The 15239-nt window shown below is 71.1% G+C and carries 15 protein-coding genes; 13 read left to right on the forward strand and 2 right to left on the reverse strand.

Annotation, left to right across the window (positions count from 1 at the left end):
• Window positions 1–648: 648 nt before the first annotated feature.
• The 13 genes from ACIQU3_RS27825 (at window position 649) to ACIQU3_RS27885 (ending at window position 14048) form a co-directional block, all read left to right on the forward strand.
• Complete coding sequence (locus ACIQU3_RS27825) at window positions 649–1665, forward strand: lytic murein transglycosylase (protein WP_403928337.1); 1017 nt, start codon at window positions 649–651, stop codon at window positions 1663–1665.
• Window positions 1666–1719: 54 nt separating this feature from the next.
• Window positions 1720–2823: a sigma-70 family RNA polymerase sigma factor gene (locus ACIQU3_RS27830; protein ID WP_403732011.1), complete on the forward strand. Its 1104-nt coding sequence runs from the start codon at window positions 1720–1722 to the stop codon at window positions 2821–2823.
• Between the two features lie 196 nt (window positions 2824–3019).
• Window positions 3020–3949, forward strand: coding sequence for an ABC transporter ATP-binding protein (locus ACIQU3_RS27835; protein ID WP_403732014.1), 930 nt, complete (start codon window positions 3020–3022; stop codon window positions 3947–3949).
• Between the two features lie 73 nt (window positions 3950–4022).
• Window positions 4023–4793, forward strand: coding sequence for an ABC transporter permease (locus ACIQU3_RS27840; RefSeq protein WP_104783856.1), 771 nt, complete (start codon window positions 4023–4025; stop codon window positions 4791–4793).
• A gap of 3 nt (window positions 4794–4796) precedes the next feature.
• Window positions 4797–5600: an ABC transporter permease gene (locus ACIQU3_RS27845; protein WP_104783858.1), complete on the forward strand. Its 804-nt coding sequence runs from the start codon at window positions 4797–4799 to the stop codon at window positions 5598–5600.
• An 8-nt stretch (window positions 5601–5608) separates the two neighbouring features.
• Entirely contained in the window at window positions 5609–6847 is a 1239-nt protein-coding gene (locus tag ACIQU3_RS27850; RefSeq protein ID WP_403732019.1) for an MCE family protein, read from the forward strand.
• On the forward strand, window positions 6844–7881 hold the full coding sequence (locus ACIQU3_RS27855) for an MCE family protein (protein WP_403732024.1): 1038 nt from the start codon (window positions 6844–6846) through the stop codon (window positions 7879–7881). The genes ACIQU3_RS27850 and ACIQU3_RS27855 overlap by 4 nt, the downstream gene beginning before the upstream one ends.
• Window positions 7878–9038, forward strand: coding sequence for an MCE family protein (locus ACIQU3_RS27860; RefSeq protein ID WP_403928255.1), 1161 nt, complete (start codon window positions 7878–7880; stop codon window positions 9036–9038). Before ACIQU3_RS27855 ends, ACIQU3_RS27860 begins: the two co-directional genes overlap by 4 nt.
• On the forward strand, window positions 9035–10159 hold the full coding sequence (locus tag ACIQU3_RS27865) for an MCE family protein (protein ID WP_403928257.1): 1125 nt from the start codon (window positions 9035–9037) through the stop codon (window positions 10157–10159). Before ACIQU3_RS27860 ends, ACIQU3_RS27865 begins: the two co-directional genes overlap by 4 nt.
• Window positions 10156–11460 (forward strand): MCE family protein, encoded by a 1305-nt coding sequence (locus ACIQU3_RS27870; protein WP_403732035.1) that lies wholly within the window; start codon window positions 10156–10158, stop codon window positions 11458–11460. Before ACIQU3_RS27865 ends, ACIQU3_RS27870 begins: the two co-directional genes overlap by 4 nt.
• Complete coding sequence (locus ACIQU3_RS27875; protein WP_403732038.1) at window positions 11457–12734, forward strand: MCE family protein; 1278 nt, start codon at window positions 11457–11459, stop codon at window positions 12732–12734. The genes ACIQU3_RS27870 and ACIQU3_RS27875 overlap by 4 nt, the downstream gene beginning before the upstream one ends.
• A 20-nt stretch (window positions 12735–12754) precedes the next feature.
• Complete coding sequence (locus ACIQU3_RS27880; protein ID WP_403732041.1) at window positions 12755–13219, forward strand: hypothetical protein; 465 nt, start codon at window positions 12755–12757, stop codon at window positions 13217–13219.
• A 46-nt stretch (window positions 13220–13265) separates the two neighbouring features.
• On the forward strand, window positions 13266–14048 hold the full coding sequence (locus tag ACIQU3_RS27885) for a hypothetical protein (RefSeq protein ID WP_403928259.1): 783 nt from the start codon (window positions 13266–13268) through the stop codon (window positions 14046–14048).
• Window positions 14049–14159: 111 nt separating this feature from the next.
• Here the strand turns inward: ACIQU3_RS27885 and ACIQU3_RS27890 are convergent, their stop codons facing one another.
• Both ACIQU3_RS27890 and ACIQU3_RS27895 read right to left on the reverse strand, forming a co-directional pair.
• Window positions 14160–14528: a MazG-like family protein gene (locus ACIQU3_RS27890; protein ID WP_403732047.1), complete on the reverse strand. Its 369-nt coding sequence runs from the start codon at window positions 14526–14528 to the stop codon at window positions 14160–14162.
• 82 nt (window positions 14529–14610) lie between these two features.
• Window positions 14611–15168, reverse strand: coding sequence for a DoxX family protein (locus ACIQU3_RS27895; RefSeq protein ID WP_403928261.1), 558 nt, complete (start codon window positions 15166–15168; stop codon window positions 14611–14613).
• Window positions 15169–15239 lie beyond the last annotated feature (71 nt).

Below are 15239 nucleotides of genomic sequence, written 5' to 3' on the forward strand. Positions count from 1 at the left end.
AGCATCCACAGGAAACAGCATCGAGCGTGCATAACCCCTGAAATACGCGGCATGCCCGACTTCATCCGGGTTTCAGATGTTCGATGAGACGAACGCGCGCACAGCGTGGGGGCCGGATCCGTCGCTCAGGACGCAGAGGACAGCGGAACCGTGAGGTCGCGGCTGGTTGGGCGCAGTGACGTGAGCAGGGTGACGGGACGGTACTCGGCGTGGAATGCGGTCGCCAGTTGCCGGTCGGTCAGGACGGCCGGCGGTGACGCACCAGGTGGGCCGGCAGCCCGGCGCGAGCAAGGTCGGTGAACCGGCGAAGGGCGAGGATCAGATGGCAGCCCCGGTGTTGAGGCGGCGGCGAAGGCCTCGGCGACCGTGGTGGCTCCGTGCTCGGCGTTGGGTGACGGAGCCGTTCTCTTCCAGTGCAGTACGGCACCGGACAAGGGTGGTTGCCGTCTGACGTGCTGGAGGCCTTTCAGCGGTGAGCAGCGTCGTCACCCCTCTGCGGAAACCGTAGCGGCACCGTGCACAATCCCCGCGACGGACCCCCCACCCTCCCCCGTAGAGCAGACGAGGAGAAGCTCGCAGGGAGGGGAACAGGACGTGGCAGGGCACAGAGGCAAGCGCGTCAGGGGTACGGCGGTCGTGGTGGCGGCGATGGCGGCGCTCACCGCGTCGCAGGCGCCGGGGGTGGTCCCGGCGCGGGCCTCCGCACCGGCGCCCGGTCAGGCACCGGCCGAGGACGGGCCGAGCGTGTCCGGCGACGCACCGTACCGCACCGAGCTGCCGCCGCTGCGGACCGGAAAGCCCGCGGGCGGCGGGGCCGCGGCGGAGGTGGGCGGCGCGCTGCCGGCGAGCGTGTTCGCCGCCTATCGGCGGGCCGAGGACCGGCTCGCGCGCGAGGCGCCCGGCTGCCGGCTGCGCTGGCAGCTGCTGGCGGCGATCGGGCAGGTGGAGTCGGGACAGGCGCGGGGCGGCAGGGTCACGTCGGACGGTACGACCGTGGCGCCGATCCTCGGGCCGCGGCTGGACGGCGTGGCCTTCGCGCTGATCCGGGACACCGACGGCGGCGTCCACGACGGGGACACGGCGTACGACCGCGCGGTCGGGCCGATGCAGTTCATCCCGTCGACCTGGGCCCGCTGGGGTGCCGACGGCAACGGCGACGGGCGTACGGATCCGAACAATGTCTTCGACGCGGCACTCGCAGCCGGACGGTACCTGTGTGCCGGCGGCCGGGACCTGTCCGTCCCCGCCGAGCTGGACCGCGCGATCCTCGGCTACAACCACTCGACGGCTTATCTGCGCACGGTCAGGGCCTGGTACACCTACTTCGTGGAAGGGCACCGGGTGGTGCCGGACGGCTCCGCCGGGTCCCCCTCCGCGCGTCCGGAGCCGTCGCGGCCGGCCACCACACCGAAGCCGTCGCGGACACCCTCCGCCCGGCCGAGTGCCCCGCCGTCCCGTACGCCGTCGACCCCCGTCTCCCCGGCCCCGGCCGGAAACGGACCGGCCACCGAGCCCGGGAAGCCGGACGAGCCGCAACTCCCCGTCCCCCACCCGGACATGGAGCTCCCCGGCGAGAACCTGCTGCCCAGCGGCGCCCCACTCACCAGTAACAGCGCGGACTCGATGACCGTCTCCCCCTCCACAGCCGCCGATACCGGGCGGTAATGTCGCCCCCCGCCGGACAGCACGAGACCGGTGGGTGAGCGCGAAGGGGCCCTCATGGCGACGGACACGCCTGCGGACATGCCCGCAGAGACACCTGCGGAGGTGACCGCGGCCGACGAGCGGTGGCGGCGTATGTGGAGCCACCGCGAGCACCTGCTCAAGGTCGCCCGGCGCCGGTCGATGAGCCCGGAGGACGCCGAGGACGCGGTGCACGAGGCGATGCTGCGCGCCGCCGAGCGGCCCGACCTGGACGAGGAACGGCTCGCGGCCTGGCTGACGACGGTGACGATGCGCCTGTGCGTCGACCGCTACCGGCAGGTGAACCGCGAGGCCGAGGTGCGGACCAGCCCGACGCTCATAGCCCCCGGTCCGGTGCCCGTCGAGGAGGTGGTGTGCGACCGGGCCGAGGCGAAGTGGCTGGCGGTGCGCAGTGGTGAGCTGCCCGCGCGGCAGGCCGAGGCGCTGCGGCTGAAGTCGGAGGACCTGGACGTCGGCCAGGTCGCCGTCCGGATGGGACTGAGTTACCGGACCGTCGAGTCGCTGCTGGCCCGGGCCCGGCGGACGCTGCGGCAGTCGCTGGCCGCCACGCTCGGGTTCGCGCTGTTCCTGATCGGCTGGGGGCGGCCGCGCGGGGTCGGCAGGGCACAGGCCGTGGGGGTCGCCTCGACGGCGGCGTCCCTCGCGGTGGCGGGGTTCGTGTTGCCGTACGCCCTCGACGGCGGTGGAGGCGGTGGCGGTACGGCGCCTCGGCCCACGGTCGCCACACCGGACGCGCAGACGATGCGGGAGGACGGCGGCGGCGAGGGCCGTACGCCTCGGGAAACGGAGCCGACGGCCGCCGCAGGCGAGCGCGGGGCGGCCGGGGCTCCCGTCGGCGCATCGTTCCTCCCTCTGTCCGTGCCGTCGCTGACGGAGGTCCCGGTCGTCGCGCGGGTCCCGGACGTTCCGGAGGTCCCGGTGTCGCCGCTGCCCGGGCTGTCCGCGCCGGAGGTCCCGCAGGTGCCCGAGGTCCCCGACCTGCCGGTGGAGCACTCCGCCGTGCCGACGGACGTGGCGGACACGAGGGGCATGACGGACACCGCCGTCCCGGAATCCCCTGAGGCCTCCGACACACCGTCCCCTTCGTTCCCCGGTCTTACGGCGAACCCGCTTCCGTAGCGCAGCCGGGAAACCCGCCCGGGTAGCGCTTCCCGGCAACCGCCCGCAAGCGCGCCCTGGCAGTCACGCCCGGCAACCACCCGAAAGCGCCGCCCGGAAACCCGTCCGAAAAAAACCGCCACACGAGCGACGGACGCCCAGCCCCTCCCCGTAGAGCAGATGTCAGAGCTGCTCCATGGGCTGAAGGGTGGACCGGATGGGTGTCGAGATCTGTGTGGAAGGGCTGACCAAGTCCTTCGGTCACCAGGTCATCTGGCAGGACGTCTCGCTGACGCTGCCCGCCGGGGAGGTCTCGGTCATGCTCGGCCCCTCGGGCACGGGCAAGTCGGTGTTCCTCAAGACGCTCGTCGGACTGCTGAAGCCGGAGCGCGGCTCGATCACGATCCAGGGCCGGGACATCACCAAGCTCCGCGAGCACGACCTGTACGAGGTGCGCAAGCTCTTCGGCGTGCTGTTCCAGGACGGCGCGCTGTTCGGCTCGATGAACCTGTACGACAACATCGCCTTCCCGCTGCGCGAGCACACCCGCAAGTCCGAGAGCGAGATCCGGCGCATCGTGCTGGAGAAGATGGACATGGTCGGGCTGATCGGGGCGGAAGGGAAACTGCCCGGTGAGATCTCCGGCGGTATGCGCAAGCGGGCCGGGCTGGCCCGGGCGCTCGTCCTCGACCCCGAGATCATCCTCTTCGACGAACCCGACTCCGGTCTCGACCCGGTCCGCGTGGCCTACCTCAACCAGCTCATCGTCGACCTCAACGCCCAGATCGACGCGACCTTCCTGATCGTCACGCACGACATCGCCTCCGCCCGCCAGGTGCCGGACAACATCGGGCTGCTGTTCCGCCGCGAGCTGGTGATGTTCGGGCCGCGAGAAGAACTGCTGACCAGCGACGAGCCCGTCGTACGGCAGTTCCTGAACGGCCGGATGCAGGGCCCGATCGGCATGGCGGAGGAGAAGGACGCGGCGCAGGTCGAACAGGAGCTCGCGCAGATCGACGACAGCGCGCGCGGGCAGGAGCTGACTCCCCGCCTGCTGCCGGGCCCGGGCATCACCCGGCCGCCCCGCTGGCAGGCGATCGCACGGCGCGAGGCCCGCCTCCACCACAAGGAGGTGGCCGGCGCATGAGCCTGTCACCGACCGCCGCCTTCAGGGCCGGGGGGACCTTCGGGCGGCTTCACCACAAGGAGGTGGCCGGCGCATGAGCCTGTCACCGGCCGGAGCGCTGCGGCACTCCGGCAGCCTCTTCGCGATGGCGCTCGACGTCGTCCGGACGATCCCCCGTCGGCCCTTCCAGGCACGGGAGTTCATCCAGCAGGCGTGGTTCGTCGCGAGCGTGACGATTCTGCCGACCGCCCTGGTCTCCATCCCGTTCGGGGCGGTCATCGCGCTCCAGATCGGCAGTCTGACCCGGCAGCTCGGCGCCCAGTCCTTCTCCGGGGCCGCCTCCGTGCTCGCCGTGCTGCGCGAGGCCTCGCCGATCGTCACCGCGCTGCTGATCGCGGGCGCCGGCGGCACGGCGATCTGCGCCGACCTCGGGGCGCGGAAGATCCGCGACGAGATCGACGCGATGCAGGTGCTGGGCATCGACCCCATCCACCGGCTGGTCGTTCCCCGCGTGCTGGCGTCGATGCTGGTGGCGGTGCTGCTCAACGGCCTGGTGTCGGTGGTCGGCGTGGCGGGCGGCTACTTCTTCAACGTCGTCCTCCAGAACGGCACTCCCGGCGCCTACCTGGCCTCCTTCACCACGCTCGCCCAGCTCTCCGACCTGTGGGCGGCCGAGGTCAAGGCGCTGGTGTTCGGTGCGATCGCCGGGATCGTCGCCTCCTACAAGGGGCTGACCGCGAAGGGCGGGCCCAAGGGCGTGGGCGACGCGGTGAACCAGTCGGTGGTGATCACCTTCATGTTGCTGTTCGTGACGAACTTCGTGATGACCGCCGTGTACTTCCAAGTCGTTCCCCAGAGGGGCTGAGGCATGGCGCTGTTGAAAGGCCTGGAGGAGCTGGGTGCCCAGCTGTCCTTCTACGGGCGGTCACTGGCCTGGACCGGCCGCACCCTGCGCCGCTACAAGAAGGAGATCCTGCGGTTGCTCGCCGAGGTGAGCTTCGGCCGGGGCGCGCTCGCCGTCGTGGGCGGCACGGTCGGCGTGATCGCCTTTCTGTCGTTCTTCACCGGCACGGAAGTGGGCCTGCAGGGGTACGCCGCGCTCAACCAGCTCGGCACCTCCAACTTCGTGGCGTTCCTCTCGGCGTATTTCAACACCCGTGAGATCGCCCCGCTGGTGGCCGGGCTCGCCCTCTCCGCGACCGTGGGCGCCGGGTTCACCGCCCAGCTCGGCGCGATGCGGATCAGCGAGGAGACCGACGCGCTGGAGGTCATGGGCGTGCCCTCGCTGCCGTTCCTCGTGACGACCCGGATGATCGCCGGGTTCGTGGCCGTCGTCCCGCTGTACGTGATCGGCCTGCTCTCCTCGTACCTGGCGGCCCGCACCATCACCACCGGCTACTACGGGCAGTCCACGGGCACCTACGACCACTACTTCCAGCAGTACCTGCCCCCGGTGGACGTCCTGTGGTCCTTCGGGAAGGTGCTGGTCTTCGCCGTCCTGATCATCCTGGTGCACTGCTTCTACGGCTACTACGCGAGCGGTGGCCCGGCGGGCGTCGGCGTCGCCGTGGGCCGCGCCGTGCGGACCTCGATCGTGGCGATCAACGTCCTGGACTTCTTCCTGTCGCTGGCGATCTGGGGCGCCAGCACGACCGTACGGATAGCGGGGTGAGCCGTCGTATGAGGGTGCTGAGACTGCGGTTGTACGGCGTCGTCTTCATCGCCGTGCTCGCGCTGCTGCTGTCCCTGTCCGTGGCCGTCTACCGGCAGGCGTTCACACCGGTCGTACGGATCACCCTGGAGGCCGACAGCCTCGGCAACCAGCTCGATCCGCGGGCCGACGTCAAGCTGCGCGGGCTGCTGGTCGGTGAGGTGCGCGAGGTGCGGGCCGACGGGGCGAAGGCGACGCTCGACATCGCGCTCAAGCCGGAGCACGTCGGCCACATCCCGTCCGACGTGCAAGCGCGCCTGCTGCCCAAGACGCTGTTCGGCGAGAAGTACGTCGACCTGATCGCACCGCGCGGCTCATCGGGCCGGCCCATCCGTGCCGGTGACGTCATCACCCAGGACCGCACCCGCGTCGGCATCGAGGTCCAGCAGCTGATGAACGATCTGCTGCCCCTGCTGCGGACCGTACAGCCCGGCAAGCTCAACGCCACACTCTCCGCGTTCGCCACCGCCCTCGACGGCCGCGGCGGCCGGATCGGCGACAACCTCACGCGAGTGGAGGCCTACCTGCGCCGCCTCAATCCGCACCTGCCGTCCTTGAAGGAGGACATCGCACGCTTCGCCGACGTCGCCGAGACGTACGGCGACGCGGCGCCCGATCTGATGGAGATCCTGCGCAACACCGTCACCACCAGCCGCACGATCGTCGACGAGAAGAACCGGCTGGCGGCGGCCCTGAAGTCCACGGCGACCGTCGCGGGCACCGCCGAGGGCTTCCTCGACGCCAACGGTGACCGGCTGATCACCCTCGGCCGGGTCTCCCGTCCCACGCTGGAGCTGTTCGCCCGCTACTCCCCCCAGTACCCGTGCCTGCTGGCCGGCCTGGTCCGGCAGGAGAAGGCGTCCGAGGAGGCGTTCCGGGGCGGCAAGATGCACATCACGCTGGAGGTCGTACGGCCGCAGGGTGCGTACGAACCGGGTGAGGAACCGCGCTACGGCGAGCGGTCGGGCCCGGACTGCCGCGATCTGCCGCACCCTCCGGTGCCGGCGCCCGGGGTCCGCCTCGATGACGGTTCGAAGGCGGCAGGTCCGTCCTCGGGTTCGCACGGCGTCTCCGCCACCCGGGCCGAGCAGCGGGCCGTCGGCTCGCTCGTGGCGCCGCTGCTGGGCGTGCCCGCGGACGAGGTGCCTCCGGTCGCGACGCTGCTGTTCGGGCCGATGGCGCGCGGGACGGCGGTGAGCGTCGCATGAGCAGCACAGGAGCCCGGCAGACCGCCGCGCCGCTGATCAAGTTCGGCCTCTTCGCGCTGGTGACGATGGTGGCGACGGCTCTGCTCGCCGCCACCATCGTGAACATCTCCTTCACCCCCGAGCACGAGTACCGCGCGGTCTTCAGCGACGTCACCGGCCTGGAGGAGGGCGACGACATCCGGGTGGCCGGAGTGCGGGTCGGCGAGGTCGAGAGCATCCGGATCAAGGAACGGACGCTGGCCGAGGTCACCTTCACGGCCGGCCGGGACCGGCCGCTGCTCACCAGCACGGGCGCCGTCATCCGCTACCGCAATCTGGTCGGGCAGCGGTACGTCGCGCTGACCGAGGGCGCCGGCGACGGCACCCGGCTGCGCCCGGGCGGGACGATCCCGCTCGCGCGCACCCAGCCGGCCCTCGATCTGAACGCGCTGCTGAACGGCTTCAAGCCGCTGTTCGCCGCGCTCAGCCCCAAGGACGTCAACCAGCTCGCCACCGAGATCATCAGAACCCTTCAGGGCGAGGGCGGCACCGTCAACAGCCTGCTGACGCACACGGCGTCGCTCACCACGACACTGGCCGGCCGGGACAAGCTGATCGGCTCGGTGATCGACAACCTCAACACCGTGCTGAAGACGCTCGACAAGCGCGGCGCCCGCTTCTCCGGACTGCTCAAACAGCTGCGCCGGGTCATCTCGGGCCTGTCCGCCGACCGCAAGCCCATCGGGCGGTCACTGGTGAGCATCGGCGACCTGACCGAGGCCACCTCCGGCCTGCTGAAGGACGCGCGCCCACCGCTCAAGGACGACATCGCGGAACTGACCGACCTCACCGGGACGCTGAACGACAACGAGAAGACCGTGGAGGGCGTGCTGAAGCGGCTGCCGAACAAGCTGAACGAGCTGACGGGGACGGCGTCCTACGGCTCGTGGTTCAACTTCTATCTGTGCGACTTCGACGGCCGGATCGTGCTGCCGAAGACGAAGCAGGTGCTCACGCCCGAGATGCACGTGGCGAGGGCGAGGTGCGGGGCATGAGCCGCAAGCGCCGCCCGGAGCCGCTGCTCAAGGTGCGGGTGGACCCGCCGAAGCTGCCGAGAGTACGGCTGCCGGAGGTACGGCTGCTGCCCCGCCGCAAGCCGCGTCCGCAGACGCTGATGAAGGTCCGCGTCGACCCGCCGAAGCTGCCGAGGATACGGCTGCGCCGTCCGCGGCTCGGCCCCTTCCGCGATCGGAACCCCATCGTCATCGGCGCGGTCGGACTCACCGTCCTGGCGCTGCTGACCGTGGCCGCGTTCAACGCCGACCGCCTGCCGCTGATCGGCGACGGCGAGACGTACAGTGCCGCCTTCGCGGAGGCGGGCGGTCTCAAGCCGGGTGACGAGGTGCGGATCGCCGGGGTCAAGGTCGGCAAGGTCGAGGAGGTCGACCTGGACGGCGACCACGTCAAGGTCACCTTCAAGATCAAGGGTGAGCCGGGGTTCGGCACCGAGACCGGCGCGTCGATCCGGGTCAAGACGATCCTCGGCGCCAAGTACCTCGCCCTGCACCCCAGGGGCCGGGGCCAGTTGCAGCCCGGCAGCGAGATCCCGCTGATGCGGACCGTATCCGCCTACGACGTCGTGCAGGCGTTCAGCGATCTCACCACCACGACGGAGAAGGTCGACACCGACCGGCTGGCGAAGGCGCTGGACACCATCTCGACGACCTTCGAGGACTCACCCGCCGAAGTGCGGTCGTCCATCAAGGGCCTGTCGCGGATCTCCCGGACCGTGGCTTCGCGCGACAAGGCCCTCAGGGAGCTCCTCGACCACGCGAACGGCGTGACGGGCGTGCTCGCCGACCGGTCGGGCGACTTCACCGCCCTGGTCGAGGACGGCGACAAGCTGTTCAAGGAGATCAGCAAGCGGCGTACGGCGATCCACAGGCTGCTGAAGACCTCCGCCGCGCTCGGCATTCAGCTCTCCGGCCTGGTCCAGGACAACGAGAAGGAGATCGGGCCCGCGCTCAAGGGCCTCAACACCGTGGTGAAGATGCTCGAACGCAACCAGTCCAGCCTCAACCGGAGCATCGAGCTCCTGGCGCCCTACGTGCGGGTCTTCACCAACACCCTCGGCAACGGCCGCTGGTTCGACTCCTACGTCCAGAACCTGGTCGCCGCCCCGGTGGTGCCGCGAACGGGAGGCACGCAGTGAGCAACCGCTGGAGGAAGTGCCTGGCCCTTCTGACCGCCCTGGGCCTGGTCGCCACCCTCGCCTGCGTCCTGTGGCCGCGGACCGAGCCTGCGCGTGTCACGGCGTACTTCCCGCGCACCGTCGGCATCTACCCCGGCTCGGACGTCCGCGTGCTGGGTGTGCGGATCGGCGAGGTCAAGAAGATCACACCGCAGGGCGGCCGGGTGCGGGTGGAGCTGGAGTACGACGCGGACCGGAAGGTCCCGGCGGACGCGCAGGCCGCGATCATCAACTCCTCGGTGGTCAGCGACCGTTACGTGCAGCTGCTGCCGGTGTACCGGAGCGGTCCGGTACTTCGGGACGGGGACGAGATCCCCGAGTCGCGCACGGCCGTGCCGGTCGAACTGGACCGGGTCTTCGAGAGCCTGCACACCACGGCCGAGGCGCTCGGCCCCGAGGGCGCCGACAAGGACGGTGCCCTGTCACGGCTGCTCGGCGTCAGCGCCGACAACCTCGACGGCCAGGGCGAGAACCTGCACCAGACGGTGAAGGACCTCTCGGAGGCGGCCACGACCCTGTCCGACGGCCGCACGGACCTGTTCGGCACGGTCCGCAACCTCCAGGTGTTCACGGCGGCGCTGGCGGCGGACGACAAGAGCGTGCGGTCGTTCAACAGCAGCCTCGCCAAGGTCGCCGGGCAACTCGCAGGGGAGCGCAAGGACCTGGCGGCGGCGCTGAAACACCTCGGCACGGCGCTCGGTGACGTGTCCGCCTTCGTGAAGAAGAACAAGAAGTCGCTGACGTCGGACGTGAAAGGGCTGAGCAAGGTGACCAAGGTGCTCGTCACCCAACGGGCGGCGCTGGAGGAGCTGCTGGAGGTCGCCCCTACGGGCGTGTCGAACCTGCACAACGCCTACAACCCTTCCGCCGGCACCCTCGACACCCGCAACAACCCGGATCGTCCGCAGGATCCGGCCTCACTGCTGTGCTCGATCCTGAAGACGACCGGGGAGAAGACCGACTGCGGGGACCTCAGGGACCTCTTCGACTCGCTGCCCGAAGTGCCCGAAGGACCCGACGGCACTGCGGTCACCGGCACGGTCGACCGCACCCTGGGCGGAATCCTGGGGGCGAGCGCATGAGGCCCCTGCGCAAGAGCGGGGCCGTCGCGTGGGCGACCGTCGGAACGGTGCTCATGTCCGGCTGCGAGTTCAACGGCTGGTACGACGTCCCGCTCCCCGGCGGAGCCGCCGCCGGCGGCCACGCCTACCACGTCACCGTCGAGTTCCGCGACGTTCTGGACCTGGTTCCGCAGTCGTCGGTCAAGGTCGACAACGTCACGGTGGGCGCGGTGGAGAAGGTGGAGCTGGCGGGGTGGCACGCGAGGGTCCGCCTCCGGGTCGCCGACGCGGTGAAGCTGCCCGCCAACGCCGTCGCCGAGCTGCGGCAGACCAGCATGCTCGGCGAGAAGTACGTGGCGCTGTCCGGGCCGCCGGAGCGCGCACCGGTCGGCCGGCTACGCGACGGTGATGTGATCCCGCTGTCCCGCAGCGGCCGCAACCCGGAGGTCGAGGAGGTGCTGTCCGCCCTGTCCGCCCTGCTCAACGGCGGCGGTGTGGCCCAGCTCAAGACGATCACCACAGAGCTGAACAAGGCCCTGGAGGGCCGGGAGAACCGGGTCAAGTCCCTGCTCAAGGAGCTCGACACCTTCATCGGCGGCCTGGACGGCCAGCGGCAGGACATCGTCCGCGCGCTGAAGGCAGTGGACCGGCTGGCCAAACGGCTGGGCAAGGAGAAGACGACGGTCGCCCGGGCCGTCGACACGATGCCGCCCGCGCTGAAGGTCCTGGCCGATCAGCGCCGCGACCTGACGAGGATGCTCACCGCCCTGTCAAGGCTGGGCAGGACCGGCACCAAGGTGGTCAACGCTTCGCGCGGCGACACCGTCGCCAACCTCAAGCGGCTCCGGCCGATCCTGCAACAGCTCAACAAGGCGGGCAGCGACCTGCCCAACTCCCTGGAGCTGCTCACCACCTACCCCTTCCCGCGCAACGTGGTCAACGCCATCAAGGGTGACTACGTCAACCTGCACATCACCGCGGACCTCGATCTGGCCGGCATCTACGGCAACCTGACGGACGAGCCGGGCGGCCGGGACGGCGGGGACAGGCGGATACCGGAGCTTCCCGAGGCCCCGGAGCCGCCGGAAGCACCGGATCTCCCGCAGGCACCGGATCTGCCGGGCGTGCCGAAGCCCACCGCGCTGCCGAGCGGTCCGGCCGTGCCGTCGTCCCCGCCCGCCCCCACGGGCGGCGACGGCCCGCTGTGCCCGCCGGTGTGCACCGCCGGCTACGGCTCCGGCGGCCACCGCACCGGGGGCGACTGGCCCGAGGGGGTCAACCTCGAACTCGCCGACCTGATGCTGAAGGGGGTCCAGCCGTGATCACCCGTACGGTCAAGGCACAACTGATCGCCTTCGCCACACTCACCGCCGTGGGCGTGTCGTACGTCGGCGCCGAGTACACGGGTCTGGTGGACGAGGTCCTGGACCGCGGCTACACCGTGCGGGCCGACTTCGCGGACTCCGGGGGAGTGTTCCCCGGTGCCGAGGTCACCTACCGAGGGGTGCCGGTGGGCAAGGTCGGCGCACTGCGCCTGACCGGCTCGGACGGGGTCTCGGTCACGCTCGACATCGAGGACGGGGCGCCGCACATCCCGGCGGACACGCTGGCCGTGGTGGCGAACCGTTCGGCGGTGGGCGAGCAGTACGTCGACCTCCAGCCCCGCACCTCCCGCGGCCCGTACCTGCTGGAGGGCAGCACGATCCCGCGCGCGAGTACACGGGTGCCGCTGTCGACGACGGACATGGTCCTCGGCCTGGACCGCCTGGTGAACTCGGTCGGCAAGGACGATCTGCGGGTCACGGTCGATGAATTGGGCAAGGCGTTCGCCGGCACCGGCCCGAACCTGGGCCGCCTGGTGGACTCCGGCAACACCCTGGTCGAGTCGGCGTCCGAGGCACTGCCGGAGACCGTCGCCCTGATCGAGGACTCACGGAAGGTCCTGAAGACGCAGGCCGACCAGGGCTCGTCGATCAAGTCCTTCGCGCGCGATCTGGCGTCGCTGTCGGCCCAGTTGAAGGCGAGTGACGGGGACCTGCGGAAGTTGATCGGAAACGCGCGGCCGGCGGCGCAGGAACTGAACTCGCTGCTGAAGTCGACCGGGCCGCAGCTGTCGGTCCTGCTGGCCAACCTGATCAGCGGCGGCCAGATCACGCTGGCCCGCCTCCCCGGTGTGGAGCAGGCCCTCGTCACTTTCCCGCTGACGGTGGCGGGCAGCTACACGGTCGTCCCCGGGGACGGCACGACCCACTTCGGCCTGGTGCTGAACGCCGACGAGCCGCCGGCCTGCACTCAGGGGTACGGCACGGTACGCCGCGACCCCGCGGACACCGGCACGCGCGAGGCGAACAGCGACGCCCGCTGCACGCTCCCGCGCGGCAGCGAGTCGTCGGTACGGGGCGCGCAGAACGCCCCGGGCGCGTCGGCACGCGACGGCGGCGCGAACCATGCGGCGTACGTCACCCCGTACGACCCGGAGACCGGCACCACCACCGGCCCGGACGGAAGAAGCGTCGAGATCGGCTCGGCGGGCGGCCAGCAGGCCGTGTTCGGAAAGGAGTCGTGGCAATGGCTGCTCGTCGGTCCCATGGCATGAGGCAGGTACGACCCCGGGTGATGACGGCGGTACTCGTCGCGGCGACCGTCGTCACCACGGCACTGGCCCTCTGGCTGGCCTTCGGAATCCATGAACAGCGCGAGGCGGACCAACGGCGCGCGGGCATACTGGCCGCGGCCCGCCAGTCGGCCCTGAACTTCACCTCCCTCGACTACCGGCGCTACGACCGCGACAGCGCGAATGTCCTGGCGGGCGCGACGGGCGACTTCAAGAAGCAGTTCACCGCCCAGACGGAGCAGTTGACGAAGCTGGTGGCCCGGAACAAGGCCGTGTCGCAAGGCCAGGTCCTGGAGGCGGGCATCGTCCGCTCCGACGAGGACTCGGCCCGTGTGCTGGTGGTCGCCGACAGCAAGGTGACCAACACCGCCGTGCCCGGGGGAGAGGCGCGCACCTACCGGCTCCAGCTCGACCTCGTACACAAGGACGGCCGCTGGCTGACGTCCGACGTCGAGTTCGTCGGTTGATTCCCGGGCCGATCCGCCGACACAAGCACCGACGAGGAGTACCACCATGCCGAAGACGACCAGCGGCCGCGCCCCCGGTACCGGCACCCGCCGCACCATGACGGCGGCCGCCCGCGCGGCGGCGAAGCGCGCGGAGCGCGGCCACCGCGAAGCGGGGACCGTGACGGCCACCGACGAGAGGTCCCCGTGCCGGGGCGAGCGGCCGTTCACCGGACGCACCGTCCTCGTCGAGGCCCCGAAGGACGGCTGGGACGATCCGCCGGAGCCGTCGACGGAGTCGTTCGAGGAGGACGGGCCGCAGGAGCGGAGCGAACACCGTCCCGGCGGGCGCCGCAGGCTGCTCATCCCGGCCCTGGCCGTCCTGCTCGTCGTCGGCCTGGTCGCGGTCGCAACCCTGGGATGGCGGTACCGCGAGGGCCGCCTGGCGGAGACCGCCCGGACCGAGGCGCTCGCGGCCGCCCGAAAGGCGGCGCCGGTCGTCCTGTCGTACGACTACCGTCATTTGGACAAGGACTTCTCGAAGGCCCGCGCCCACCTGACCGGCGATTTCCGCGACGAGTACGGCAAGACCACGAAGACCGTGGTCGCCCCGACGGCCGAGAAGTACCGCGGTGTGGTGAGGGCGAGGGTCGCCGCCCCCGGCTCCGGCGGCGCCCCGGCCGCCTCCGTCGTCTCGGCCGCCCCCGACAGGATCGTCGTCCTGCTCTTCGTCAACCAGGTCACCGAGAGCACCCAGGTGACGGGGGCCCGTCTGGACCAGAACCGGGTGCGGATGACGATGGAGCGCACGGGCGACGGGTGGAAGGTGAGCGCGGTGGACGCGCTGTGAAGGCAGAGCACCGGCTTCTCGGCGACTCTTCTCGGGGAGCCGGTGGCAGACGTCCTGCCGGTGGGGGCGCTCGGCGGACGGGCGAACGGGCTCTCGTGCGGTACCCGGTGATCAGAGCGACGGGCGAGGGACGTCCGCCCCTGCCGACTGCGCCGTGGACCGTCGTGTCACCCGGTCCAGGTGATGTGCGAATACCTCTCGCGCCTGTGGAGTCAGCGTTCGCAACGCCACCAGCGCCGTGATGACGACATCGCACAGCTCCGCCTGCACGTCCTCCCACGCATGCGTGACCCCCTTGCGCGGGTTCTGCCCCGTCGCTCCGATCACCGCCTGAGAGACCTCGCCGACCTCCTCGGAGAGTTTCAGGATGCGCAGGAGGACGCCCTCACGGCCCTCGATCGGCCGGCTTCTGCCGAGCCACTCGTGGAGGGTGTCGACGGCGGTCCAGAGGTCGGGGCCCGGAGGTGTCTGGTCGGTCATGGGCGCAGCCTGGCACGAGGGTCTGACAACGCCCGGTCCGGACCCCGACCGCCGTCTCCGGCACGGGCCCCGGCCTTCGCCCCTACTCCATGTACTCCTCCTCGAACAGCGCCCCCTGCTCCCCCTCCTTCGCCTTCCGCAGTCGGCTCGCCCTGGCTCCCACCACCACCGCCGTGCCCGCCGCCGTCGCCGCGAAGGCCGCCGGGATCATCCAGCCCCGGTTCACCGCGTGGCCGAGCAGGTGGTCGATGGAGAGGCGGCCCGGCCCGGTGACGGCCAGGCCCGCGGCGGTGAGGCCCAGCGTCGCCGCGTACTCGTAGCCGCCGCCCTGGTTGAAGAAGCCGTTGGGGGCGTGCACCGCTGCCGCGCCCGCCATCGCCCCGGCCGCCGCCGCACCCGCAGCCGGCGTGGCCAGGCCCAGGGCCAGCAGCGTGCCGCCGCCCGTCTCCGCGAGGCCCGCCGCCGTCGCGCTCGCCTTGCCGGGGGCGTAGCCGACGGACTCCATGAACTGGCCGGTGCCCTCGATGCCGTGTCCGCCGAACCAGCCGAACAGCTTCTGCGCGCCGTGGGCCGCCAGCACAACGCCCGCCCCCAGCCGGAGCAGCAGCAGGCCCAGATCGCGTCGGTCGTTACGCCTCACGTCGTCTCCCGGAGCAGGCAGCAGGAAGGAAGGAGTTCATCTCGTCGCCTGTCCACCGTCGCACCGCTCAC

This window comes from Streptomyces sp. NPDC101110 (assembly GCF_044759525.1).
GTDB lineage: Bacteria > Actinomycetota > Actinomycetes > Streptomycetales > Streptomycetaceae > Streptomyces.